Genomic DNA, 26,057 nt, shown 5'->3' with positions numbered 1-26,057 from the left:
AATGATCGGTTCGGAAAGCTTAAAAGGAAGAATAAGAAACATTGCAAACTCTAAAAACCTCAGGCCACAGGAAGTTCTGCAAATGTTTTTCTTTGAAAGATTTTTAGAGAGATTGTCAAAGTCTAAGTATAAATTTAATTTTGTTATCAAAGGTGGACTTCTGATATCTTCTATGATTGGAATTGATAACCGTACAACGATGGATATGGATACTACTATCAAAGGTGTGCCATTACAGGAAGAAGTTATACGAAATATCGTTTCGGAAATCATAAATGTCAAGGTAGATGACGGCATAGATTTTGAAATAACGGATATAAGCCATATACGAGAAGAAGACGAATATGAAAACTTTAGAGTGCATTTAATAGCTAACTTTGAAAAGATTAAAAATGACATGAAGATTGATATTACAACCGGAGACGTCATAACACCAAAAGAAATCGAATATTTATATTCTTGTATGTTTCAAGAGGAGAGTCTTAGGGTCTTAGCATATCCCCTTGAGACGATATTGGCTGAAAAGTATGAGAGCGTTATTAAAAGGAATATTGCCACAACAAGGATGCGAGATTTTTATGATTTATATAATTTATATAACTTAAAAAAAGAGGAAATTGACTTTGAAATTCTAAAACAAGCGATTTATTCAACTGCAAATAGAAGAGAAAGCTTGTCGCTTATGAAACAGGCAATGGAAATAATTGAGGATATAAGGGAGGACGATTATCTTCAAGAACTGTGGAAGACATATTTATCGGACAATCTTTATGTAGGGGATTTGGAGTTTTCAGAAACTCTAAAAGTAATTGCGATTATTGCTGAAAAGATTGCTTTATAGGAGTGATGATATGGCTGTCATCAGCCGGCAGGAGATTGGTCGGACGACATTTCCATGACTTAGGCGCCCCTGAAAAGTCTCAAAGAAAATGTACATACTTTGCTTAACAGGAATAGGAGGGATTGACAATGGCATTGCTGACGCTTAAAGATGTATCCTATTTTTACGAAGGAACGCACAATGGAATTTGTGACATTTCTTTTGAGGCAGAGAAAGGAGATTTTATTGCTGTTGTTGGCAAAAATGGAGCCGGAAAAAGCACTTTACTCAATCTATTATCCGGAATTTATGCTCCCCAACAGGGAAGCATTACTTGCTCACCTAAGCTTACTTATCATGATTTAGGCATAAGCCCACAAAAGCAATCCATTGATTGGTATTTAAATGTGCGAGATAATATTATGCTTGGAGCTGTATTGACCGGCCTTTCTAAGACAGAATCACAGGCGGCAACGGATTCTATCTCTGAAATTCTTGATCTTACAGATTTCTATACCCGTTCCCCCGATTCACTCTCCGGCGGACAACAACAAAGAGTTCAAGTTGCACGTGCTTTAGTTCATAAGCCTGAAATAATGATTTTGGACGAACCAACTGCCGGTCTGGATTACCGTTACTCCCATGGACTATTTGAATATTTGAAAGAGAAATGTTTTGGTGAAAAGAAACTGGCTCTTGTTTCATCCCATGATTTGGGAATGTTGGAAGATTACTGCAACAAAATTCTATTTCTAAACCAAGGTCAGCAGTTTTACTTTGGTAGTATGCGTGATTTTTTAAGTGCTCATCAATTGACAAGGGAAATCACAATTTCCTTCTCCGGCGAAATGAGCGACGCGCTCAAAGAGGAACTGATTGACCAAGGAGCTAAGCTTGAAGAGCAAACAGTAAGTTTCATCGAGTCTTCTGTAGACTTGAACTGTATTATTGGAAAGCTTTTAGCCGAAGTATCGATTACAAGTATGGGTAGTGAACGCTTGGGTCTTAAGGAAATCATGATGCAAGAGGAGGAAACAGAAAATGCGTAAATTTCAAATGTATATTAAGCCCGGGCATCTCGGGCTAAAGGGTTTGCCCATAATGGTCAATAATGAGTTGAAAGCACTTTGGTCCAACAAACAAATTATCTATAGTAGTTTGATTTCCCCTATTTTATATTTCTTATTTTATTCTGTAGGCATTCAGGCTACATTTGGAGATATATCTTTCAATGGAACGACTGTAAGTTTTCTTTCCTACTCTTTAATCGGTATTTTTGCCATGTCGTTATTTAAAGAAATGTACCAATGCGTTTATCGCATGATAACAGACAAGCGTTGGGGACTTTTAAGCTTAAAGATTCTTAACGGAATTCATCCGGCAATTTATATACTCGGAATTGCAACATTTCCAATCGTAGGAGTTGTCATTCAAGCTACCATTTTATATATTCTTTCCTTTTTTGTTGGTGGATCTTTTTCGTTTTATAGATTTTGCATGATAATCGTTTTTTTAATGATTAGCGTGTTGTTTTGGGCTTCTATCCTGATTTGTGTTGCGCTACTGATAAAAAATTATAAGCAACGAGACTTTGTGATGGATACCCTGTTGGTGCCAATTCTTTTTGCTGCACCATTATTTTATTCCTTTGACAATGCGCCATTCCTTCTAAAATGTATTTCACGCATTAATCCCTTAACATATCAAGTTGATGCCATGCGTGCAATCGCATTCGGCATTCCGGATTTCACTACGATTTGCATCGTTTTAGTTTTCACAGTTGTGGCATACTTATTCGCTATATTCTGTCTTAGTAACAGCGATTTCAAAAATGATGAACATTAATTACAGCTCTAAATCCGGTGAAAACTTATGCCTTAAATTCTAAAATAGTGAGGTCTCATCGATGAGAAATGAAATAATCTTATTTACGGATGGCAATATTAATATTGAAGTTCAGATAAATCCTGAACAGGAAACAGTCTGGTTGACACAGAAACAAATGGAAGTATTGTTTGATGTTAAGCATGCTACGGTAAGTGAGCACATCACAAATATTCTGACTTCAGGAGAATTAGATGAGACTTCTGTCGGTTTTTCCGACAAAAGTTCAGGTGGAAGAAAACCGAAGATCTATAACTTGGATATGATTTTGTCTGTTGGATATCGTGTTAATTCTAAAAGAGGTATAGCTTTTAGGAAATGGGCTAATAATGTTCTTAAGCAATATATTATTAAAGGCTATGCTATCAATGAAAAACGCCTTCAGGCATTAGAAAAAACAGTTGATATACAGAGCAGAATGCTTGCCGATGCACTTGATATAGAGGAATCGGATGTGCTTAGAGCTGTAAATGAATATACAGAAGCATTACTTTTACTTGATCAATATGATCACCAGACCTTATGCGAACTAGATGGGAGTAGGCCCACATATCGTATTACCTATGAAGAATGTGTTCATATGGTTGGAAAAATGCGAGATTCTTTTCATACAGATGTTTTTGGAGTAGAAAAAGAAGTTGGAAAAGTATCAGGTATAATTGCTGCAATATATCAAAGCGCTTTTGGACAAGAGGCATATCCGTCGGTAGAAGAGAAAGCTGCAAATTTATTATATTTTATGATTAAGGATCATCCCTATGTTGACGGGTGCAAAAGAATAGCTGCCTCACTTTTCTTGGAATTTTTAGATAAGAATGGGGTCTTATTTCAAAATGGAATCAAGAGACTGAGTGATGGAGCATTGGTGGCGATAACATTAATGATTGCTGAGTCAAAGCCGGAAGAAAAAGATGTAATGGTCCAATTAGTAATGAATATATTGAATTTATAGAGAAAAAATAATGATATTATTAAGAATAAACAGGCAGAGGAGATAGGCATCAAAAGGCATATCTCAGTTTCACTTATAAAAAAAGCGGGTTGGAGTGAGTTGAAATAGTTTTATGAAGGAAGGAAATGTAAGGCATGGAGTATAAAAAGAGATTAATAAAATTCAGCAGAAAGCAATTATATGATGAGATTTGGACCAGTTCAGTTTCAGGAGTTGCTAAAAAATATGACTTAAATTATGCAAAATTAATCATTAGCTGTAAACAAGCAAACATTCCATTTCCATCATCAGGATTTTGGACAAGAAAGCATTATGGAAAAGATATTTCTGCAGAGATTGTACCTTTACCTGAATCTAATCTGGAATATGTTTCAGTTTACTTAAACAATGCAAGTATGCAAACTTCTAAAGAGAGAGCAGAGCTAGAAAATAGCCTAAGCAATCAAAACAGTATTTCTGATATTAAAATAGACGAAAATGAAGAAGGATTATACAGGGATATATTAGATTATCTTGATGAAGCTGAACGTGTTATGGTAATTGCGCAGGCATGTTCCATAAAGATTGTTGAGAGGGCAAGATTGCATCCGGTGCTAGCTAAATATAAAACAATGATGGAGGATTATAGAGTTAAGCTAAAAGAAGCAAAAAGCAACCCATACTATAATCCGAGAAATAAACCCGATGGTGAGCCGGTATTTTTTCCTGATTTATCAGAAAATGGAGCGAAGAGAACGATAGCTATTTTGAATGCTTTGTATAAAGGGATTGAAGCATTAGGTGGAAGCATAAATGATGACCTTTCTGTTACTATTCATAAGGACTCTGTACGTTTTAGGTTTGCAGAGAGTAAGGATAAAATCAAACATGAATTGACTAATAAGGATATTCAGGAGCTTGCGAAGTATGAGAAGGACTTAAAAAATGGCTATAGATGGGTTTCAATGCCACAGATAAGGAAATATGATCATGTGTTTAATGGGAAATTACGCATAGTTTTTGGTGAAAAGAATTACTTACGTGATAATGAGTTCCAACGATTGGAAGACCGACTGGGGGATATTCTGATTCGATTCTATGACAAATCAGAGGAAAACAGAATTGAAAGAGAACGTAGGGAAGAAGAACAAAGAATTAGAGAAGCGGAACAGAGAAGAAAAGAAGAAATCCGTGAGCGGAAAAACCTGGAAAGTCAGCGGACAAAGGAATTGGCCAATAAAGCTGAAGACTATCGTATTGCATGTGATATTAGAAGATTTATCGAAGATGCGATGAAAAGTGGAAAGGAAGAATTTTCTCATGAGTGGCTTGCGTGGGCGAGTTTAAAAGCAGATTGGTATGATCCCATTATTGCTGCTGAGGATAAATACCTTGGAGTGCGTGAACATGGAAAATCCAAAGAAGAAAAAGAAATGGGAGATGAGGAAATACGGAAAGGGAAGAGTATATTTTATGGCAGTTGGTACTAAAAACGATTACTTGTGTTTAAGAAGAAATAACAAACAACTCTATGACGCCATTTTTGGCTTTGCCATCGGCGACGTCCTTGGCGTTCCCTACGAATTTCAGGAGCGGGGTAGCTTCCTTTGCACGGACCTCACAGGCTATGGCTGTCATCATCAGCCGGCAGGCACCTGGTCGGATGATACTTCCATGACCTTGGCGACCTTGAAAAGCCTTAAAGAAAATAACGGGAAAATTCATATCGAGGACATCAGAAAGCGTTTTCTTTCCTGGCTACATGAAAATGCCTTTACCGCCAATGGAGAAGTTTTTGACATCGGTCATGCCACCTACGAGGCACTGACCAGTGGTAAACCCTGCGAAGGGGAGCGTTCCAATGGCAATGGCTCCCTTATGCGTATCCTGCCCTTGGCCTTTGTGGAATGTACGGATGAAGAAATCCGCGCGGTTTCCGCCATCACCCACGGGCATTGGATTTCGGAGGAAGCCTGCGTAATCTACGTGCATGTGGCAAAAAGGCTTCTTACCGGAGAGAATATTTTGGATATCCTTCCCACCTTACAATACGACAAGCCTTTCGATAGACTCCATCGGATTCATCAGCTGGATATTTCAGAAATCAAGTCCTCCGGATATGTGGTGGACACCCTGGAAGCTGCTTTGTGGGCAATCAGTCACGTTGAGGAAAATGAGGAAAACGATGAAAGGATAGGACTAATAAGCAAGGATTATGCCAATGATGTTTTAGCAGCTGTGAACCTTGGGGAAGATACGGATACCGTGGGAGCTGTGGCAGGAGGCCTGGCTGCAATTATTCATGGTTTGGGGTATAAAGGAGAACAATGGCTTGAAAGATTGAGAAATAAAGAGCTGATTTTGGAATGTTTATGGTAAGCGCCTTTATTATTTTGAACTTCCTATAATCAAGTATCTAACATAAAATATTCATAGCATTTATTGAATAGTAGTCTAAAAGATAATGGCAGTATAAAAGGCGAGGGAATACAAAATGGATAAGAGGGAAAACATATTAGAAGCGTGGATTATGGTGGAACATCTCTCTGAGGGAGATATTAAGCTAAATGACAATTTGTTGAAAAAGCTGGAGATTCCTAAAGATAGAGATTATTACTCTTTGCTTAACGAAGAAATACAAGGTCAAAATTTATCAAACGATAAGGGTGGAATTGTTCTGTATTTTAATACTTATCCCTTTTCCACTGTGATTCAATTACTAAGAGAGAAATATAATCTTTCGGAGACAGATGATGAGGTATCTGTGGGAGATAAGTTTTCCTTCGCTTTGTATTTTGATAAAGAACTAAAACTTCAAGGGGAAATGACATTTTTCACAGCCAGTTATTATATCTTACAAAACAATAGTATTCCTCAAGAAAAAGATTTTTTAAAGTTTGAAAAGGAAAATAAGGAAAATATCAACAGCATTTTTGCTTGCCCGGAAGAAGAGGACTATATAGCATTTTTCAATAAGGCTTTTACAAAGCTTTTGAATCAATACTCGATTCAAACTGAAAAAACTAGGATGAAAGCCTTAAATAACTTGGAAACGGATGCCACGAATCTGCATTCTTTTTTTGTAGATGATTTAGAAAAGGCAAAAAGCATTAAAGCAAGAAATTTAGAGTGCTATCTTTCAGGGGAAAATGAATCGAGAATTAATCTGAATAGTAAAGCCAATACACAGGGTTTTAATCCTGCTGCATTTGAAGAAATCTTACAGGCTAAAAATTATCCTCTTTCACGATTCCCGGCTAATCCTAAATTTTCACTTTCTTTGATGCAGCAGCTTGCAGTGAACTTAGCCATTCAAGATAGCAATGAGAAAATCAGAAGTGTAAACGGCCCTCCCGGAACAGGGAAGACAACTTTATTGAAAGATGTCTTTGCAGAATTGCTTGTTGAACAGGCATATGAAATTGCAAAATTAGCAGATAAAGATCTCAGTAAAATGGATAGGTTGAATTATTATGACAAGGCCTATATTGCTGTGATGCCAAGCGTAATAGCAGAGAAGGAAATTATTGTCGCAAGTTCCAACAATGGTGCAGTTCAGAATATAGTAAAAGAACTTCCACTCATCAATAAGGTAGATGAATCCTTTGTGGATAAATTGCGAGATGCAGATTATTTTTGGGAAATATCAAACGCGAAGCTTTCTATGGAATGGATAAAGAAGGAGGTAGGGAACTATATTGAAGTGCCGAAAGCTATACCTTATGAAGATGAAAAACATTGGGGATTGTTTTCGTTAGAGGGTGGCAAGAAAGAAAATATGAGCGGCATTATCACGGCATTAAAACATGTGGAAAACTACTTATATAATGCTTATGAGTCCAGTAGCGATGTTTATGCTCGGTTTTTAGAAAAATATCGGAAACAATGTAAATACAAAGAGGAAAGACAAAGAATAGCGGAAAATCATGCTGAACTTTTACTTCTACAAAAAGAAATAGAGTTTAAATGCATCAAGCTTGAGAAAAAGAGAAAAGAACTAGAATGTGAGTTTAAAGCTTTTAAGGAAAAGAACAATGCGGACAGTATAAAGATAAAACAAGAGTCATCCGATATAGAAGGTAAGATGGCTAGCTTTTCCAATCATATTGAAAAAATTCTTAAAGAGAAAGAGAATATTCATCAAGCTATACAAGCATTACAACTGCAAAAACCCTCGTGGTTTCAGTTTGCAGCAAAAAAAGAGTTTAAAGAAAAAATGCGTTGTTTTTCTGAGGAGCTGTTAGAACTATTAGCAAAAGAAAAAGAGCTGAATTTGGAATATTCCAATTTGAAGGAAGGCAAAAGACGTATTACAAAAGCATTGAAAGAAAATGAAGAGAAGCTATCTTGTAAGAGAAAAGAAAATGACAGCATTATTCAATTAGGAAATAAGGAAATCAGAGCACTATCTGACAAGATTAATGCGCTCTCTATGGAGCTGGAGAGAAAGCCGGTTCAGAGACTTGATATGTATAAAGAATATGATGCACTTCAATTAAGTAATCCATGGTTTGATGAAGAGTACAGAGTATTGCAGTCAGAACTGTTTATTGAGGCATTAAAAGTCAGAAAGCAGTTTTTATATGAAAATAGAAAAAGCATAAAAGCTGCATATCGTATCTGGAGTAGACAGAAGGAATACTTAGAGAAGAAGGAAGTAATACGTCAAGCATGGAACTGGATAAATATGGTCATTCCAGTGATAGGATCTACCTTTGCCAGCTTCTCAAGAATGTGTGAAAATCTCGGAGAAGGTTCTTTGGGGTACTTATTTGTAGATGAGGCGGGGCAGGCACTTCCCCAGGCCGCTGTTGGAGCACTCTTTAGAAGCAAGCAAGTGATGGTTGTAGGAGATCCTGCTCAGATAAAACCGGTACTTACTTTGGACCCGTCAATCCTCGCTATGTTAGGAAAGCATTATGGGGTATCTAATAAATATCTATCAGACTCTGCCTCAGTCCAAACACTTGTAGATGCTATCAGTAAATTCGGTTTCTATAAAGATGAGGATGAATGGATTGGAATTCCACTTTGGGTGCATCGAAGATGTAAAAACCCTATGTTTAATATTTCCAATGCCATTTCCTACGGTGGAAATATGGTGCAAAGTACAGCTGTCCCGGGAAAAGCATCTTGGTATGATGTGAAAGGAAATGCTACTGATAAATATGTGAAAGAACAGGGAGACTTCCTTAAGGAAAAAATATTAGAGTTAATAAAGCAGAATCCTAATATTGTCAATAAAGGAGAAAAAGACCTGATTTACGTCATCTCCCCATTTAGGAATGTAGCATATCAGTTATCACAGAAACTCAGAGAAATTAATTTTACAAGATATGGCAAGGATGGGAAACCCAGCAACATTGGAACAGTCCATACCTTTCAAGGGAAAGAAGCCGATATAGTCTTTTTGGTATTGGGATGTGACGAAAAAAGCAGAGGTGCTGCTAGCTGGGCAGTTGGAACGGATAATCCCAATATTATGAATGTAGCAGCCACAAGAGCGAAAGAAGAGTTCTATATTATTGGAAATCGAAAGTTATATAATAGTATTAACAGCGAGGTAATCCATCAAACCAATAGAGTTTTGCATGAGTTTAATGGCATAGAAAATGCATAAGCGTATGTCGTTGCCCTAGAATATTTTGGAGCAGTATTCAGATGCAGAACATAGATTGACTCAGCAAGAGATAATCCGTCTTCTGAAGAGCAGTTATGATAAGTATGACGACATTTCCGACTATCGTCTGGACAAGATGGCAAAGTAGAGATAATCGACTCAAAAAAGCCATTTTTGAAATGAACAATAAGTATAAAAAATGATTACAGTATTATCACTATGTAAAGTTTGACAGCAGAAAGGGGAATTCACGGTGAAGGTAATATTGAGTAGGAAGGGTTTTGATAGTGCCAATGGCGGTATAGCAAGCCCGATATTTGAAGATGGTACAATGCTATCATTTCCAATCCCGAGTAAGGATCATGATAAGGATAAAATTGCATATGAAGAATTGACCTGTAATAATATTCCATTAAATAAGATACTGGAAGATCTTGGCTATAAAGGCGATAAATACTGTCATCTTGACCCGGACTTGGAAAGTAAAAGAAGAGTAGTGCCGGTTGAAGGGTGGAAACCTGCATTTGGACAAATAAATCAGTCTGCATCATATCTGATAAATAATCAGATAGTAAGCGGCGACTTGTTTTTGTTTTTTGGTAACTTTAGGCATGTTGTTGAGAGTAGTGGGGAATATAAGTATGCACGCAGAAATAAAAATTCAGCAGATTCATACTATGGAAAAGAAATGCAGGTTATATGGGGATATCTTCAGGTGGGAGAAATTATATCGGACCCTAAAGAGCAAGAGAAATTTTTCTGGCACCCACATGCTTGTGAGAAACGGTTATTTAAAGAAAAAAACAATATAATATTTACAGCTAAAGAGAATCTGTCATTTGCACCAAATATGCCCGGATATGGGACTTTTTCTTACAATGAAAAGAGAGTACTTACAATGCCCGGAAAAACTAAGGCAACCTGGACGAAGCAAAAAGCATATGATGTAGACAATATAAACAAGATAAATAATAGAGATAATAAACGCAAGAATTCAGCCAAAGACCCGGGAGGAATTTATTATGCCGGAATATGGCAGGAACTGGTTCTGAAGGACAATAAGGATTCGGAAAAGTGGGCAAAAAGTATGTTTTGATGTGCAAAATTATGCACATTTCTATTACAAAGGACAGATTATTTTTGCTCCATGGATGAATGAAAAGTCACAGAGATTACTTTAGCCGGATCACGAGAGCAAAGGAGGCAACTGAACTTGATTATTAACACGGGACAGAGGACGGACATTCCCGCCTTCTATGCGGAATGGTTTGCAAACAGGCTGAAAGAGGGCTTTGTTTGCGTGCGAAATCCCTATAATCCGAATCAAGTCAGTCGCTATCGCCTTGAACCTTCCGTGGTGGATGTTATTGGTTTTTGCACGAAAAATCCGGCCCCAATGTTCCCGTACATGGAGCTTTTAAAGGCTTATGGACAATACTGGTTTCTTAGCATTACACCTTATGGAAAAGATATAGAGCCGAATGTGCCGGATAAACATTTGCTTATAGAGCATTTCAAACATCTTTCCATGCAGCTGGGAGTGAATTCTATCGGCTGGCGTTACGACCCGATTTTTCTGTCTGAAAGATATAGCAAAGACTATCATTTGAAAGCTTTCGAGTAGATAGCTACGGCGCTGGAGGGGTATACGAAAACCGTGGTCATTAGTTTTGTAGACCTTTACCCCAAAGTGAGACGGAACTTTCCGGAGCTTAAGGCTCTTGTGAAGGAAGATAGACTTCTACTGGGAAAGGCTATGATTGAGATTGCTCGTTCCCATGGCATGACACTAAAGCCCTGTGCGGAGGGGAAGGAATTGGCTGAGTATGGGGCAGATTGTGGTGGCTGTATGCTTATCAGCGATTATGAGAAAGCCATTGGAAAACGCTTGCATGTACCGAAAAAGAAGGGGGCAAGAGCAGCATGTGACTGTTATCTTTCCTGTGATATCGGCGCCTATAACAGCTGTAAGCACCTTTGTAAATATTGCTATGCCAATGCAGAACCCTCTATCGTTATGAAGCAAAGTCGACTACATGATCCAAAATCCCCATTCTTAATCGGGAATTACGAGAAAAATGACAGTATTCATGATGTACCCCAGCAGTCCTGGGTGGATGGACAAATGAGCTTGTTTTAGTCCCTCGTTGACAGTAAATGTAGGGCAACTTATACTGAAGAGCATATAGAGTAGGAAAACGTAAGGGAGCAAGCAAGCAAGGAAGCAAGTAAAGTAAGTAAGGAAGCAGGTAAGGAAGGGAGAGCAACAATCTCCATACCGAGAAAGTAAAATATTTTACGGAGTAACTTCATGAAAGTCACGTATCTGAACCACAGCGGTTTTTTGCTGGAATTAGAAGACTGCTATATTATTTTTGATTATTACAGGGGAGAGTTGCCGCCTCTGAACAAGAAAAAAGAAGTGTTCGTTTTTTGTAGTCACGTCCATGGGGATCATTATAATCCGAAGATTTTTTCCATGCTCGACGGGCAGGGGATGAGCTATCAGGCGGTATTGGCAAATGATATACGGGATGAAAAGAGGCTATTGAAGTTCAAGCACAGTTTTGTCGAAGCCGATAAAAGCTATCCGTTGGATCATGGGATTCAGCTTGAGACCCTGCTTTCCAATGACAGCGGAGTTGCCTTTATACTAAAAACCAAGGAAGGCTCTATCTATCATGCCGGGGACTTAAACGACTGGTATTGGGAGGGAGAACCGGAAGAAGATAATCGGAGGCTTCGCGAGATTTATCACAGGGAGATAGGACGAATCAAGGGCAGACATTTTGACCTTGCTTTCGTTCCCCTTGATCCGAGATTGGAAGCGCACTATGCTGACGGGATTTTGTATTTTCTTGAAAATGTGGATTGCAATGCCATATTTCCGATGCATTACTGGGGAGAGCCCGATGTGATTCAACGCTTTATTACGGAATATCCTAAGTACCGCTCACAGATCAAAAACACGGAAACAGCGAAAGGAGAAAAGCTATGAAGTTTAAGATGATTCACGAGAATTTGAATGTATCCGATTTGGATCGTTCCCTTCGATTCTACGAGGAAGCCCTCGACCTACATGAGGTAAGACGAAAGACCAGCGAGGACTTTATCATTGTGTACTTGAAAAGCGATGTGGGTGATTTTGAGTTGGAGCTTACCTGGCTGAAAGACCACCCCCAGGCTTACGACCTGGGAGAGTGCGAATTCCATCTGGCATTTCAGGCGGATGACTTTGAAGAAGCACATAAAAAACATGAGGAGATGGGTTGCATTTGCTTTGAAAATGAAGCCATGGGCATCTATTTCATTGAAGACCCGGATGGCTACTGGCTGGAGGTTTTGCCATAAGATTACCGATTCAGAGCGGGACGATACTCGGCCTATATTTTTCACATGACTGAGAGTATTCTTCTGCCAGATAGAAACAAGATGTTAGCCACTTGTTAAGAATAAAAAATCAGTTGTCGACGCTTTGTCGACAACTGATTTAAAGACTTTCGATAAGAAAAATAGTATTTATATTCACCAAAACCAAAAGCCTTTGCCTTTTAGACATGTGTTCTCACATCACTCTTCTTTAGGTACAGAATGCCGATGCCCAATGCTGCGAAAATATAAAAGGCACAGCTTAAGAGGAGAATCGGAAAATTCAGCTCTCCGGTGATAGAAGTACTGCCCATGCCGTAAATCAGGGTGGAATAGGGCAGGGCATAGTAGGCTCCCTTAACGGTCAGTGTAAGGCCGACCAAGCTACCCAGAAATGCCAGCGCAATGGGAAGGGCAAAGGAGTGGAAGAACATGGACAGGGTACTTTGCAGGGCAGTAATTGCGGCAATGGAAAGGATAGCGGAAAGCATTCGCATCCAAAAGATTGCCGGAACAGTTCCCGGAAGGCCGAGAATCTTACCGCTCAGAAGATAAATAAAACTGATCCAGACCATGCAGAGCGTACTGAGGAGGGTTGCTGTAAACCATTTGTCCCGAAGCAGTTTTCCGGGGCTAGTAATAGTTAAAATCAGATTCCAGTTACTGCCCTGATGCTCCATTCGCCACAGAAGACTGCAGAGAATGCCGATGAGGGGAGCCAGGAAAAACATTCCCAGAAACAGAGATTGTTGGGTCCAGAGATCCTCCCAAGTATATTGTAAGACACCCTGATTTTGCACAAAATTCACCGTTCCAATCAGTGCCGAAATCAGAGGAATCAGAAGGAAAGGAATCCAGATGGGGTTCCTTTTTAACTTGATAAATTCCGGAGACAAACTGCTGTGCAGACTGTGGCTTACATTTTGCCTGTGGAGAGAAAACAAAGCTTCTCCCTGCTCTGCCCGAGTGAAAAGAAGGAGACCAAGCAAAAATGTGCCGATGAGATAAAGCAGGCTTAGGAAAATATCGGAAATAGGGATAGACCTTAGACTCAGGCTCATAAGTTTTGATGCGCGGTCATAGTCCATACCGATAGGGCTAAGAGAGAAGAAAACGGACCAGGGAGTCCACATATCTGTGCTGATAAAGGCCAGGAATAAGCCGGACAGGGTGCCACCGAAGGCGATGGAAAGGGCTGCAAACTGGCTGGAAAACAGCAGGGAAAGCATGCATTGAAGCTGATACAGAATCATTCCGCCGATAAGCTCTGAAAAGAACAGAACGGGAACAATATGTGACGGAATATCTCCGGTAAAACCTAAGAACTTTCCCCCAAGAAGGACCATACCGATTTGGAAACTGCAAAACAGGACAAGGGCAATAAAACCGAAGAAAAGCTTTCCCAGATAGATAGAAGCTCTGCTTTCCAAGGTGGGAAGAAGGTTCCACATAGCGCCTTTGTGTTCCATGTCCACAGACTGGGAGGCAATTACCGCCATAAGTACGGACAGAACCAGAGTGTTAATGATAGGAAGAGCATAAAAGATATTTAACCATGTCTCGGAATGCGCTTTTGTGCCATAAAATAGATAGGCACAATCCAAAAGCAGAGCTGCGAGGAACAGCAAAGGAAAATGCTTATGGCGCGCTTTTTGAAACTCTATAGAAACAATTTTCGGGATATTAATCAGGGTATTCATAAAGACTCCTTTCCGCCGGTCATTTCCAGAAATGCCTCTTCCAGACTTTTTCCGTTACATTCCAGGTCCTTAAGAGGACCCTCGTAGAGTAGCTGTCCATGGTGAATGATACCGACTTGACTTGCCATTTGCTCTATTTCACTAAGGAGATGACTGGAAATGATGACCGTCATATTTCTTTCTTTAGGGAGAGATACAATCAACTCACGAATTTCTTGTATGCCGGCAGGATCCAAGCCGTTTGTGGGCTCATCCAGGATTAGAAGCTTCGGATTTCCCAAAATGGCCATAGCGATACCAAGACGCTGTTTCATACCCAGAGAATAACTGCTGAGCTTCTTATCTCTTTGTTCATAGAGCCGGACGGTTTTTAATGCCGAGGCAATTTCTTCTTCCTTCACGCCCTTTAATTTCTGCACAATCTGCATATTTTCCAGTCCGCTTAAATGCCCGTAACCGCCGGGATTTTCAATGAGACTTCCGGTCTTTTGGAGAAGAGAAAGGCGATTTTGGGAATTTACTGTTTTTCCCAGAAATTGAATTTTTCCTTCGCTCTGGTGAATCAAACCCAGAATCATTTTGAGGGTAGTGCTTTTTCCGGCGCCATTGGGACCTAAAAAGCCGTAAACGCATTTCTCCGGAACAGATAAAGAAAGGTCTTTTACACGGTAGCTGTTTCCGCTTTTTTTGCTAAGATGCTGTGTTTCCAGAATATAGTTCATCATTTTTTCCTCCATGTGTTTGTTTACGAGAGGAGAATAGCGAAGGAAGCTTATGGGAACCTTGTGCGTACCTTATGTTTACCTTAAGAAATGAAAAAAACTATGGGGAAAGAGGGGGAGAAAGGCTATAGTAGGACGGGTAAGGGAAGACGGCGGTTGGAGAAATGCGATAGTAAGATTGCTGAAGATAGTAGTAGGAGACAGACTATAGTAGGCGTGGTAAAGGCAGATAGAGGTAGAAAGGCTATAGTAGGACGGGTAAGAACAGACAGTAGCAGGAGACAGTAGCAGGAGACAGAATCATGGAAAAAGAACATTGTAAAATTTTGGTGGTGGACGATGAGAAAGAGCTTAGAGAGCTTTTGAAAGAACTATTAAAAAAAGAAGGCTATTTTTCGGTGGAGGCCGTTTCTTCTTGCAAAGAAGCGGAAGCGAAGCTTTCAGAGAATTGCTATCAGCTGATTCTTTTGGATGTCATGCTGACCGATGGCAATGGCTTTGATTTTTATAAAAAGCAAAAAAAGGAAGGTCTTCTTTCCGAAGTTCCGGTGATTTTTCTCTCTGCAAGGGACGAGGATAGGGCTCGTTTGCATGGCTTGGGACTGGGTGCGGATGACTACATTACCAAACCTTTTCTTCCGGAAGAGCTTATCCTGAGAATTGCCGCCGTGCTGAGAAGAACCTGTCATTTGGAGGAGAAAGAGCAGGGAGTGCAGCTGGGGGAATCGCTGGTTTCCATTGATGCAGGAACGGTGATTCGACAAGGAGAAAAGCTTTCTCTAACGGCTAAGGAACTGGCGCTTTTTTCTATCCTATACCGTAATAAGGGGAAAATTGTCACCACGGATACCCTCTGTGATGCCCTTTGGCCGGATGGGAATTTCGGCTTGGAAAGCTCACTGCTTGTGCATATGCGGCATTTACGGGAAAAGATCGAAAAAGAGCCATCTAAACCCGTATTTCTACTGACCGTAAGAGGGCTTGGCTATAAATTGGAGATAGGAAGATGAGAGGGAATAGAGAACGGAAAATTCAGCTGATTGCTCTGGTGCTTCTGCTCACAATTTTTTTACTGTTTGCAGACCTTTTGATTTTTGGGATTTTTGTGTCCCGAAACGGTATGCCATATTATCCCGACAGTGAGGAGATTATGGAGCATTTACATAAGGAAAAGGGTGAGTACCGTTTAGCGGAAGAGGAATCAAAAAAGCTGTCCGGGGCACAGCAATTTGCCATGCTCCTTGACAATGGAGGCAATATCCTATGGAGCGAGTTCCTGCCGAAAGAGCTTCGGAAAAGCTATACCTTACAGGATGTGGCGAAGTTTACCCGGTATTATCTGGAAGATTATCCGGTGCGTACCTATGTGGTTCCGGAAGGCTTATTGATTATCGGACAAAAGAAAGAGCAGATTTGGAAATATACTCTGGAATACAAAGAGGGGGTTATCCGAAATCTCATTGAGTTTCTGCCGCTTTTTTTGCTTTTCAATGCGCTGATTCTAGTTTCCGTTCCCATATGGATACAGAAGAAACGGGCAAAGCAAAAAGAGGAAGAGCGTACGGAATGGATTGCCGGGGTTTCCCATGATATTCGGACACCCCTTGCCATTGTTCTGGGAAATGCGGAAATGATTGCAGCTACCACGGAATCGGAAGAAATCAAAGATCGTGCGTTAAGGATTGAGAAGCAGGGACTTCGTCTTCGTCGCCTTGTAGAGAACCTGAATCTTTTCAGTAAGCTTTCTTTTGGCTATGGGAACTTGGAAAAAGAAAAAATCCAAGTGAGCCGTTTTCTTCGAAAGACGATTACGGAAATGCGGAATCAAACAGAGGATGAAAGGGTGCAGTTTACCTTGGATATCGAGGAAGATTTGCAGGGCTTGGTACTGGGCTTTAATGAAAATCTGATGGAAAGAGCACTGATGAACTTATTATACAACGCAGTACAGCATAATCCGGAGGGATGCGAGATAACAGTCAAGTTATATCAGGACGAGAAAAGCCATATATTTCTTACTGTGGAGGATAATGGTTGCGGTTTAGAGAAAGCTGCTCTGGAAAGACTGAACCGGAAAAACTATGAGTGGGAGCCCAGCACAGGACAGCATGGATTGGGATTAAAAATTGTAAAACAGGTAATCAGCCGTCACCGATGGAAAGTGCAGTTTAGAGAAGGTAGTCAGGGCGGATTTTTGTGCCGCATACAGATGGGATAAAGGCGTAGGAAGAGCAACAAAGTATATCAGACTGAAATAAAAATCATATTAAATTGACTCGCATTGTGCAAAGGTCTAAGATATCCTTGTATAAGTAAAAGGAGGGTGAAAGATATGATTTTAAACAATGAGAAGAGATTGAACCCTACGACAAAGACTGTCGGTGTGGAACAAGAGTTTCAGAAAATTGCTGGAAAAGAAGCTTCTCTGGTCTTAGAGGAATTAGGCTGCACGACAAATGGAATCAGCGACGAGGAACGAGAAGAAAGACTGGAGAAGTACGGCTATAACGACCTTTCCGCCATGCAGAAGCATGGCGTATTCTATTTTTTATTTCATAGCTTTACCGATGCTTTTATTATCGTGCTCCTTGTTTTGGCTGTTGTGACCTTTGTTGTGGAAAGGGATATTCTGTCCGGAGTCATTATTCTGGCACTGGCCTGTATGAGTGCGGTGATTCGATTTACCCAGGATTACGGCTCCTATCTGGACATGCAGAAGCTAAAGGATATGGAGCACGATACGGTGAGAATCCGGATTCCGGGAAAGGACGGTACGGAAATCAGAGAAGTGCCGGTGGAAGAGGTGGTACCCGGGGATATACAGCTCATCGGCTCAGGAGATATCGTGTGCGGAGACCTTTATCTTCTGGAGAGCAGAGACCTGTTCCTTTCAGTTTCTGCTTTCACGGGAGAGTCTATTCCGGTGGAAAAATATACCGGTGTGGATCAGAGAGTGGTCAATGCAGCGGAACTAAACAATCTCTGCTTAGGCGGCTCTACGGTGAATTCCGGCACCGGAGTCGGTGTGGTGATACGAACCGGAAAGAATTCCTATCTGGGAAAAATTTCTTCCACCATTCATACACAGAAGAAAGAAACCGATTTTGATAAGAGCTTATCGAAGATAACAAGAATTCTGATTAGCTACATGATTGTGGTGGTTCTTTTTGTATTGCTTATTAACGGCCTTGTGAAGAAAAACTGGCTGGAAGCCTTTTTATTTTCCATTTCCGTTGCGGTAGGCATTACACCGGGAATGTTACCGATGATTGTGAATGGAACCCTTGCCAAAGGCGCGAAGTTCCTTGCAAAGAAGAAGACCATTGTAAAGAACATGTCCGCCATTCAGAACTTAGGAGCTATCGATGTGCTGTGCACCGATAAGACCGGAACCCTTACCATGGACAATGTGGTTTTACAGAAATATATCAATGTAAATGGCGAAGATTCCTATGTGGTTTTGAATTATGCATGGATGAATGCTTACTATTCTACAGGGGTAAAAAACCTGATTGACCGGGCCATCCTATCCTACGGCGCGGAAAGCGATGTGCAAAAATACGCCGGGGGCTATGTGAAGTCCGATGAAATTCCCTATGATTTTGAGCGCCGGAGAATGAGTGTGGTGATATCCAATCCGGGTGGGGAGCATCTGGGAGAGGAAACAGAAGAAATTCTTCCCAAACCCCAGGATGAGGTTTTGATTACCAAAGGGGCATTGGAGTCCGTACTTTCCTGTTGCAGCCGTATTCGGATAAAGAAGGAATATAAGGATATTCAGGAAGAAGACCTTCAGAAGATTAATGCCCTTTCCGAGAAGTTAAATCATGAGGGAATGCACGTCATTGGCGTTGCCGCAAAGAGGAAAAATGCAGGAGACACCGCTGTTTTCCATGCGGAGGACGAAACGGATATGACCTTCCTGGGCATTATTGCCTTCCTGGATCCGCCCAAGCCGGATGCCAAGGAAGCCATTCACGGACTGTATGATGCAGGCGTACAGGTAAAGGTCATTTCCGGCGATGCCCCCGTTGTGGTGGAGCACGTATGTAAGCTGGTAGGCATGAAGGTAGGAGAGCAAAATGCGGTAACCGGCTCCGACTTGGAAAAGATGAGTGAGGAAGAGCTATCTGCCGTTGTAGAGAAAAAAGACATTTTCGCTCGTCTTTCTCCTATGCAGAAGCAGCGAGTGGTGGATGCCCTTCGGAAAAACGGACATGTGGTGGGCTATATGGGAGACGGAGTAAATGATGCGCCCAGTCTTCATGATGCGGATGTAGGCATTTCCGTGGACAATGCCACAGACGTTGCCAAGGCCAGCGCGGATATTATCCTCTTGGAGAAGAGCTTAACCGTCATTTTGAACGGTATCTATGAGGGAAGACGAATCTACGGAAATATCCTGAAATACATGAAAATGGCATTATCCGGTAATTTCGGAAATGTGTTCTCCGTATTGATTGCTTCGATATTCTTGCCCTTTTTGCCCATCCTGCCCCTGCAGATTTTGATTCAGAATCTGATTTATGACTTTACCCAGATTGCGATTCCCTGGGACAATGTGGACGAAGAATTCCTGCAAAAACCCCATAAGTGGAATAGTGCATCCCTTGTGTCCTTTATGAATGTGATGGGCGGTATTTCCTCCGTATTCGATGTGATGACTTTCCTGGTACTTTGGTTCCTTTTGGGCTATAACAGCCTTTCCATGCAGAACTACTTCCAGACAGGCTGGTTTGTAGAAGGCTTGATTTCCCAAATCCTGATTGTGCAGTTCATCCGTACATCGAAGCGACCGATTCTGGATTCCAAGTGCGACTCCAGACTGGCACTGGCTTCGGCATTGGGGATTTTTGCGGCTATTTCCATTCCCTATCTTTTTCATAATCTGGAAAATACGGTATTTACGGAAATGCCCATGGCGTATTTTGCGTATTTGTTTCTTATCCTTTCACTTTATAGTTTTACCATTGAAACAGTGAAGAAGCTCTATATCAAGAAATACGGGGCTTGGCTATAGGGCAAGAAGGAAATTAAGAAAGCTTGTATGCGGTACAGTCGTAAAGGTGGCACGCTCTCGCTAACTTCGCCCTGCAGGGGTACTAAGCGAAAAACTTCATTGACATTCGTTTTTCGCAAGTACCCGCGGGCTCAGATTACCCCCTTTTCTGACCTATACCGCATCCAAGCAAGCACTATTCCAGCTCCATTGGTAACTTTTCAAAAAATATGTTTTGCCAAGCTTGCTTTAATTGATTCTCCCTAATGAGGTAAGGCTGTACGGCAATGTATTTCGGGATATCTTCACTAACTAAAGATTTAGCCAAAACTCTTCCTGCTGCTTGACCTTGTTCATAGGGACGCTGTGTACTGATTCCTTTAACAATTCCTTCTTTCATTTTTTCGGCAATTTCATAATCCAGGTCCGTTGTGAAAACAGCAATATCTTTTCGATTTAATTTGTCTAAGGCCTTAATAGCTAACAAGGCAGGCTGATCCCAGCTCACGTATAAGCTGGAAATTTCAGGATGTGCATGAACTAAGTCTGAACAGATGGAATAAGTGTTTTCTATCGAGTAAAAATTTTTTTGTGCTACTACATTTACAGAAGGATAGTGTGTAAGAAGTGTTTTAAGAACCATGCTATCTCTTTCAGAGGTACCATAAAAATTTGCACCGTGGGTAATAAGGGCAGTATTCTTAATGGTCTTATTTTCCAGATAATCTCCTATCATTTGCCCGATATTATAACCATTTTCATGTTCATCCACGGAAATACAAGAAACATAATTATTTTTATCAAATCCTTTAGGGATATTACTTAAGAGAATTACTCTTGTGTGTTTGGATAATTCTTCAAAGGCCGAACTGGTTTCTATATCGTCTACAGGTATTGCAATTACCGCATCCGGATTTTGATGTTGGATGCTTTCTAATTGAATCTTTTGTAGCATGGGATCAAAATGAGCATCCATAATGGAGATGATTTCGATGCCATACTTTTCTAATTCGTCTCGTATTCCTTTCTGGTGCAATTTTGCCCATGCAGTTCCGGTATAGTGGAAAGAAATTGCTACTCTGTACTTTCCGGTAACTAATTGTACTTTTTCACGTTGAGAAATTCTAATTCGATCTAATGATGTGGGATCTTCTCCTCTTGGACCCTGATGTAAAATACGTATGGAGTTATTGGGACGAAAATCGACATTAACATATTGTGTATTTTCAACTTTCTTTCCTTCATGGAGACAGAGAAGCGTTTCGAAAGAAGTTTTTGCCAGCTGAGCAGTATTCCGTCTGATGTGGGATAAATCTGAGGAAAACGTATCGGAGGAATTCTGGTCATCCCAACCGATTACGGAAATATCCTTTGGGCAGTCTATCTCAAAAAAATGCAATGCCTTCATAAGCAATGAGGTTATGGGATTGTCACAAGCTATAATGGCTGTAACAGAAGGAGATAATTCTTTCCGTATTTGCGAAAAAATAGACTCCTCAGATTCCATCAATGAAATCTTCACAATATGGGGTACTAAAGATGTATCAAAGTCATTCAGTTCTTTTTGATAATAATGCATTACATTTTCAGTGGTACTGGAAGGTGTTTGATTGACAAGTAATAAAATGTTTCTATGTCCTTTTTCCAATAGTGCTGAAGTGGCTTGAGGGATTGCGCTGGAATAATCGGAAAGAATTTTATAGCAAAAATTACTGCTGCAATTGTTTTCGATCAATACAAAGGGAGTATTGCTTTTTATCAAAGGAATAAAATTATTATCATCCATGGAACAGGGAGCAATGATGAGCCCTAATGTTTTTTTACTGGATAAGGCGTTCAATATCATTTGTTTTTCAAGTTCAGTATCATTATTAGAGATGGAAAGCAATAACTGATATCCCCTTTTCACAAGAATTGCATGTAGTTCAGTAAAAAATAAGATATAAAATGTATTCTTGAGATTAGGGACAAGAAGCAAAATTTGGGAATTGGATCCGGGAATTAAGTTATGATCTTTGGATTTTCTTTGGTAGCCGCATTCCTTTATAATTGCTTCTACTTTTTCCTGTAAACTTGGAGAAACATAACGAGTATGGTTAAGAACATGAGAAACGGTGGCTATAGAGACCCCTGCTTTCTTAGCAATTTCCTGTAAATTCATTTTCCTAATCTCCAATCTGTTTTAGTAGATATTGTTCTTTTCTTATCTGTCGTAGTGCTATATTTATTGCTAACCTCATCACTGAAGTTTTACGTAAAAAAATAATTTCGAAAACTATTCATAGGCGATATGCATATAATTAGTGTTGCATTGTGACGAAAATTATGCAATATGAAATAATTATATTGCAATGACTTATATAGATTAGTACTATTTACATATATCACAAGGACGTAAACTTAATCAAGATTAAATTTACGTAAATTTAAAGTACTAAGGAGGAACGACAAATGAAAAAAAGAACAAGAATGTACGTTATGAGTCTCGTATTCGGGATGGCATTAGGAGCATTGGTGGGATGTTCATCAAAACAAGATTCAAATAATGAATCGTCATCTAAAGTTTCTGAAAAAGCGCAAGAAAATTCTGATAAAAATACAGCTAAGAAATCTTTTGTATTCTGTACTAACACATTAAACAATAGCTTTCAAAGCTCAATGGACTCAAAATTCAAGGAATTATGTGATAAAAACGGTATCGCTTATACTTGTTTAGATCCTGATTATGACTTAAATAAGCAGCTTAGTCAGCTATCAGATTGTGCCAATAGCGGATATGATGCCGTATTTGTGATTCCTGTAGACTCTTCCGGAATCACAGCAGGCTTGGCAGAGATATCTGATGCTAAGATTCCAATTTATAATGTGGATACTGCTGTAATAGAAGAAGACATGAATAAATATGTTACTCAGTTTGTAGGAACGAATGCTTTTATGGCCGGAGAGTTGGTTGGAAAGCAATTAGTTAGCAAACATCCCGATGGAGCCAAAATTGCTATCTTGGATTTTCCTTCAAATGAGAGTTGTGTGGATCGTGTGAATGGATTTATGAAAGGTTTGGGAGAACAAAAGGATAAGTTTACCATTGTGGCACAACAGGATGGTGGAGCTGCATTGGATAAATCCTTAGGTTTAGCTGAAGATATTTTGACCGCTAATTCTGATTTGGATGCATTTTTCTGTATCAATGATCCATCAGCATTAGGAGCTGCTGCGGCGATCAAAGCAAGTAATAAAAAAGGCAAAGTAGAGGTTTACAGCATTGATGCATCTCCTGAAGGAAAGCAGGCATTATTAGATGGTGATTTTACAGCTGTAGCAGCACAAGTTCCTTTGCAAATTGCTGAGCATGCATTTAATGAGGCAATGAATGGAGAAGGTAAGAGTTCAGAGAAAAAAGTTTATTTGGATTCTCATTTAGTGGATAAAGAAGAAGCTGAAAAAACATTAAAAGATTGGCAATAATCTTTGTTCCTAAAGATTGCGTTTTGAAAGGTTCATAAAAGATGGATACTCCCATTTTGGAAATGATAGATATTAAAAAAAGTTTTTCCGGAATATATGCATTATCCGGAATTAACCTTTCTTTGGAAGAGGGAGAGGTTCATGCTCTATTAGGAGAAAATGGAGCGGGTAAATCTACATTGATAAAAATTCTTGGCGGAATATATAGACCGGATTCGGGAACAATTAAAATAAAAGGTGAAGAGGTAGAAATTCACGGAGTGAGAGATGCCGAGATGAAAGGAATCGGAATTGTTCATCAGGAGATTGTTTTAGTGCCACAATTAACCGTGGCACAAAACATTTTTCTGGGAAGAGAATTGATGGGATCCTTTTCAAGGGTGAAGCGGAAAGAAATGAATATCCAAGCTGAAGAAATGCTTCAAAACCTGGGAGTTTCTATTTCTCCCACTACCTCGGTTTCTTCACTTACCATTGCACAACAACAAATGATTGAAATTGTCAAAGCAGTTTCTTTTCAGGCAAAAATCATTGTAATGGATGAGCCAAGTTCGTCTTTATCTGTTGAGGAAGTTGAGCAGTTATTTCAGATTATTGCAAGACTGAAGGAAAAGAAAATTAGCATTATCTACATATCCCATAGGATGGAAGAAATCTTTAAAATTGCAGATCGCATTACAGTTATCAGAGACGGATGTTATATTGGCACGAAGAAAAATGGTGAAACCGATGTAGATGAGCTTATATCTATGATGGTTGGAAGAGAATTAAAAGAATTTAGTGTTCCTAAAAAACAAATCAGCAAATCAGATGAAATAATCCTGGAAGTCAAAAACTTGAGCTGTAGACCGTATTATTCGGATATTAGCTTTCAACTTCATAAAGGGGAGATATTGGGATTTGCCGGTCTGGTAGGCGCTGGAAGAAGCGAGTTAATGGAGTCAATTTTTGGCGCACGTCATTTTACTAAAGGAGAAGTATTTCTTAGGGGAGAACAGGTGCATTTTTTCAATCCGATGCAAGCGATTAAGGCGGGGATTGGATTTGTTACAGAAGACCGAAAAAAAACCGGATTAGTTTTGGGAAATACTGTTTCGTTTAATCTATCATTGGCTTCGCTAGATAAATATCAAAAGGGCATATTTCTGGAAAAAGATAAGATGGATGAATCAGTTCAATATTACACTGATAGACTAAATATTAAGTCTGCAGCATTAAATGTGAAGTCAACTCAAGCATCCAATCTTTCGGGAGGAAATCAACAAAAAATAGTTATTGGAAAATGGCTCGCCACAACGCCATCTATTCTAATTTTAGATGAACCTACGAGAGGCATTGATATTCATGCAAAGCTTGAGATTTACAACTTAATTAATGAGCTGGCAGAAGGCGGTATGTCAATTTTGCTAGTATCCAGTGATTTGCCTGAAATCATACAACTTTGTGACAGGGTTTGTGTTTTGAAAGAAGGAATTATGACCGGAGTTTTAGATAGTCATGAGTTAGAACAGGAGAATATTATGCGCTTTGCTGCGGGAGGGGAATCGGCATGAGAAATAGAATAGAAAAGAGTAAAGTTCCCCATATTATTTCTGATAATATCGGAATCATGGTGGTGCTTCTTATTTTATGTATTATAGTTTCACTTGCTACTGACAAATTTTTGACTTCCGGAAATATTATTTCTGTTTTAAGACAAATTTCAATTAATACCTATATTGCCCTGGGAATGACCCTGATAATTATTTTAGGGCATATTGATTTGACAGTAGGGGCCGTAGTAGCAATGTGTGGCACATTAACAGTAGGGTTTATTGTAAATCAGGGACTGCCGGTGGAGCTTGCTATTATAGGAGGCGTTTTGCTAGGTGTCTTATTTGGATTTATAAACGGAGTAATTGTATCTACATTTAAAGTGCCGTCATTCATTATCACAATGGCAATGATGAATGTTGCAAATGGAATTGCCTATGTATATTCAGGTGGTCAGTCCACCCGTATCACAGATGGATTTTTTATATCCATTGGAACAGGATATCTATTTTCCTTGATTCCGCTACCTGTTCTTTACATGATTTTGCTCATTATTGTTATTAGTTTTCTTCTGGTAAAAACCAGATTTGGAGTTTATGTCTATGCCATTGGTGGAAACAGAGAAGCGGCAAGATTATCCGGTATTCCCATAAGAAAAATTGAAATTATTGTTTTCACATTATCGGGTTTACTTTCTGCATTTGCAGGTCTGGTTCTTGCTTCAAGAATGTACTCAGGACAGCCTTCTGTTGGAAGCGGGTATGAAATGGATGCCATCGCTGCATGTGTACTTGGAGGAACGTCCATGGCAGGAGGCAAAGGAAGTATTAGCGGAACTGTACTTGGAGCAATGGTCATTGGCATAATATCCAATGGACTAAATTTAATAGGAGTGAGTTCCTATTGGCAATTGATAGTAAAAGGAATAATCATTGCCACTGCTGTAATTTTGGATTCTCAGAAAGAGAAGTTTAAGAGAAACGCTATCATCAGAAAATAATATACAAATATCAT

19 protein-coding genes and 1 pseudogene are annotated in these 26,057 nt (G+C 39.7%); 17 read left to right on the top strand and 3 right to left on the bottom strand.

The window, feature by feature from the left end; translation table 11 throughout:
- Position 1 precedes the first annotated feature (1 nt).
- From RYO92_RS05325 to RYO92_RS05275, 11 genes and pseudogenes are all read left to right on the top strand, one after another.
- The gene (locus RYO92_RS05325; protein ID WP_009537667.1) at positions 2-841 is read left to right on the top strand and encodes a nucleotidyl transferase AbiEii/AbiGii toxin family protein; all 840 of its coding nucleotides are present in this window, start codon (positions 2-4) and stop codon (positions 839-841) included.
- 128 nt (positions 842-969) lie between these two features.
- Positions 970-1,869, top strand: a complete 900-nt coding sequence (locus tag RYO92_RS05320) for a metal ABC transporter ATP-binding protein (RefSeq protein WP_315369718.1) — start codon at positions 970-972, stop codon at positions 1,867-1,869.
- A complete protein-coding gene (locus tag RYO92_RS05315) occupies positions 1,862-2,665 on the top strand; it encodes an ABC transporter permease (protein WP_315369717.1) in 804 nt (267 codons plus the stop codon). The genes RYO92_RS05320 and RYO92_RS05315 overlap by 8 nt, the downstream gene beginning before the upstream one ends.
- A 61-nt stretch (positions 2,666-2,726) precedes the next feature.
- On the top strand, positions 2,727-3,656 hold the full coding sequence (rhuM, locus tag RYO92_RS05310; protein ID WP_315369716.1) for a RhuM family protein: 930 nt from the start codon (positions 2,727-2,729) through the stop codon (positions 3,654-3,656).
- Between the two features lie 134 nt (positions 3,657-3,790).
- Positions 3,791-5,125 (top strand): hypothetical protein, encoded by a 1,335-nt coding sequence (locus tag RYO92_RS05305; protein ID WP_315369715.1) that lies wholly within the window; start codon positions 3,791-3,793, stop codon positions 5,123-5,125.
- Positions 5,109-6,014 carry an ADP-ribosylglycohydrolase family protein gene (locus RYO92_RS05300; protein WP_314967170.1) on the top strand — a complete coding sequence of 302 codons (906 nt, stop codon included), beginning with the start codon at positions 5,109-5,111 and terminating at the stop codon, positions 6,012-6,014. The genes RYO92_RS05305 and RYO92_RS05300 overlap by 17 nt, the downstream gene beginning before the upstream one ends.
- Before the next feature lie 115 nt (positions 6,015-6,129).
- On the top strand, positions 6,130-9,255 hold the full coding sequence (locus RYO92_RS05295) for an AAA domain-containing protein (RefSeq protein ID WP_315369714.1): 3,126 nt from the start codon (positions 6,130-6,132) through the stop codon (positions 9,253-9,255).
- A gap of 253 nt (positions 9,256-9,508) precedes the next feature.
- Positions 9,509-10,351 carry a hypothetical protein gene (locus RYO92_RS05290; RefSeq protein ID WP_314345869.1) on the top strand — a complete coding sequence of 281 codons (843 nt, stop codon included), beginning with the start codon at positions 9,509-9,511 and terminating at the stop codon, positions 10,349-10,351.
- Positions 10,352-10,468: 117 nt separating this feature from the next.
- Positions 10,469-11,395: pseudogene (locus RYO92_RS05285) on the top strand (DUF1848 domain-containing protein).
- A gap of 171 nt (positions 11,396-11,566) precedes the next feature.
- A complete protein-coding gene (locus RYO92_RS05280; protein ID WP_315369713.1) occupies positions 11,567-12,253 on the top strand; it encodes an MBL fold metallo-hydrolase in 687 nt (228 codons plus the stop codon).
- Positions 12,250-12,606, top strand: a complete 357-nt coding sequence (locus RYO92_RS05275) for a VOC family protein (RefSeq protein WP_315369712.1) — start codon at positions 12,250-12,252, stop codon at positions 12,604-12,606. Before RYO92_RS05280 ends, RYO92_RS05275 begins: the two co-directional genes overlap by 4 nt.
- A gap of 200 nt (positions 12,607-12,806) precedes the next feature.
- On the opposite strand, the gene RYO92_RS05270 is transcribed toward RYO92_RS05275, so the two are convergent.
- Both RYO92_RS05270 and RYO92_RS05265 read right to left on the bottom strand, forming a co-directional pair.
- Positions 12,807-14,324: an ABC transporter permease gene (locus tag RYO92_RS05270; RefSeq protein WP_315369711.1), complete on the bottom strand. Its 1,518-nt coding sequence runs from the start codon at positions 14,322-14,324 to the stop codon at positions 12,807-12,809.
- Entirely contained in the window at positions 14,321-15,049 is a 729-nt protein-coding gene (locus tag RYO92_RS05265) for an ABC transporter ATP-binding protein (protein ID WP_009537653.1), read from the bottom strand. Before RYO92_RS05265 ends, RYO92_RS05270 begins: the two co-directional genes overlap by 4 nt.
- A 299-nt stretch (positions 15,050-15,348) precedes the next feature.
- On the opposite strand from RYO92_RS05265, the gene RYO92_RS05260 reads away from it, so the two are divergent.
- From RYO92_RS05260 to mgtA, 3 genes are all read left to right on the top strand, one after another.
- A complete protein-coding gene (locus RYO92_RS05260; RefSeq protein WP_315369710.1) occupies positions 15,349-16,056 on the top strand; it encodes a response regulator transcription factor in 708 nt (235 codons plus the stop codon).
- A complete protein-coding gene (locus RYO92_RS05255) occupies positions 16,053-17,264 on the top strand; it encodes a sensor histidine kinase (protein ID WP_315369709.1) in 1,212 nt (403 codons plus the stop codon). Before RYO92_RS05260 ends, RYO92_RS05255 begins: the two co-directional genes overlap by 4 nt.
- A gap of 114 nt (positions 17,265-17,378) precedes the next feature.
- Positions 17,379-20,066 carry a magnesium-translocating P-type ATPase gene (gene mgtA / locus RYO92_RS05250; RefSeq protein WP_315369708.1) on the top strand — a complete coding sequence of 896 codons (2,688 nt, stop codon included), beginning with the start codon at positions 17,379-17,381 and terminating at the stop codon, positions 20,064-20,066.
- A 175-nt stretch (positions 20,067-20,241) separates the two neighbouring features.
- Here mgtA and RYO92_RS05245 read toward each other — a convergent pair whose 3' ends face one another.
- Positions 20,242-22,206 (bottom strand): LacI family DNA-binding transcriptional regulator, encoded by a 1,965-nt coding sequence (locus tag RYO92_RS05245; RefSeq protein ID WP_315369707.1) that lies wholly within the window; start codon positions 22,204-22,206, stop codon positions 20,242-20,244.
- Between the two features lie 290 nt (positions 22,207-22,496).
- On the opposite strand from RYO92_RS05245, the gene RYO92_RS05240 reads away from it, so the two are divergent.
- From RYO92_RS05240 to RYO92_RS05230, 3 genes are read left to right on the top strand one after another with little or no spacing between them, the layout of a single operon-like run.
- Positions 22,497-23,510 carry a substrate-binding domain-containing protein gene (locus RYO92_RS05240; protein ID WP_315369706.1) on the top strand — a complete coding sequence of 338 codons (1,014 nt, stop codon included), beginning with the start codon at positions 22,497-22,499 and terminating at the stop codon, positions 23,508-23,510.
- A gap of 41 nt (positions 23,511-23,551) precedes the next feature.
- Positions 23,552-25,063 (top strand): sugar ABC transporter ATP-binding protein, encoded by a 1,512-nt coding sequence (locus RYO92_RS05235; RefSeq protein ID WP_315369705.1) that lies wholly within the window; start codon positions 23,552-23,554, stop codon positions 25,061-25,063.
- Entirely contained in the window at positions 25,060-26,043 is a 984-nt protein-coding gene (locus RYO92_RS05230; RefSeq protein ID WP_183684600.1) for an ABC transporter permease, read from the top strand. The genes RYO92_RS05235 and RYO92_RS05230 overlap by 4 nt, the downstream gene beginning before the upstream one ends.
- Positions 26,044-26,057 lie beyond the last annotated feature (14 nt).

This window comes from Oribacterium sinus, from assembly GCF_963553175.1.
Taxonomy (GTDB): Bacteria; Bacillota; Clostridia; order Lachnospirales; family Lachnospiraceae; genus Oribacterium; species Oribacterium sinus_B.
The sequence above is the reverse complement of the archived record's forward strand: the minus strand, read 5'-3'. Positions and strand labels throughout refer to the sequence as shown.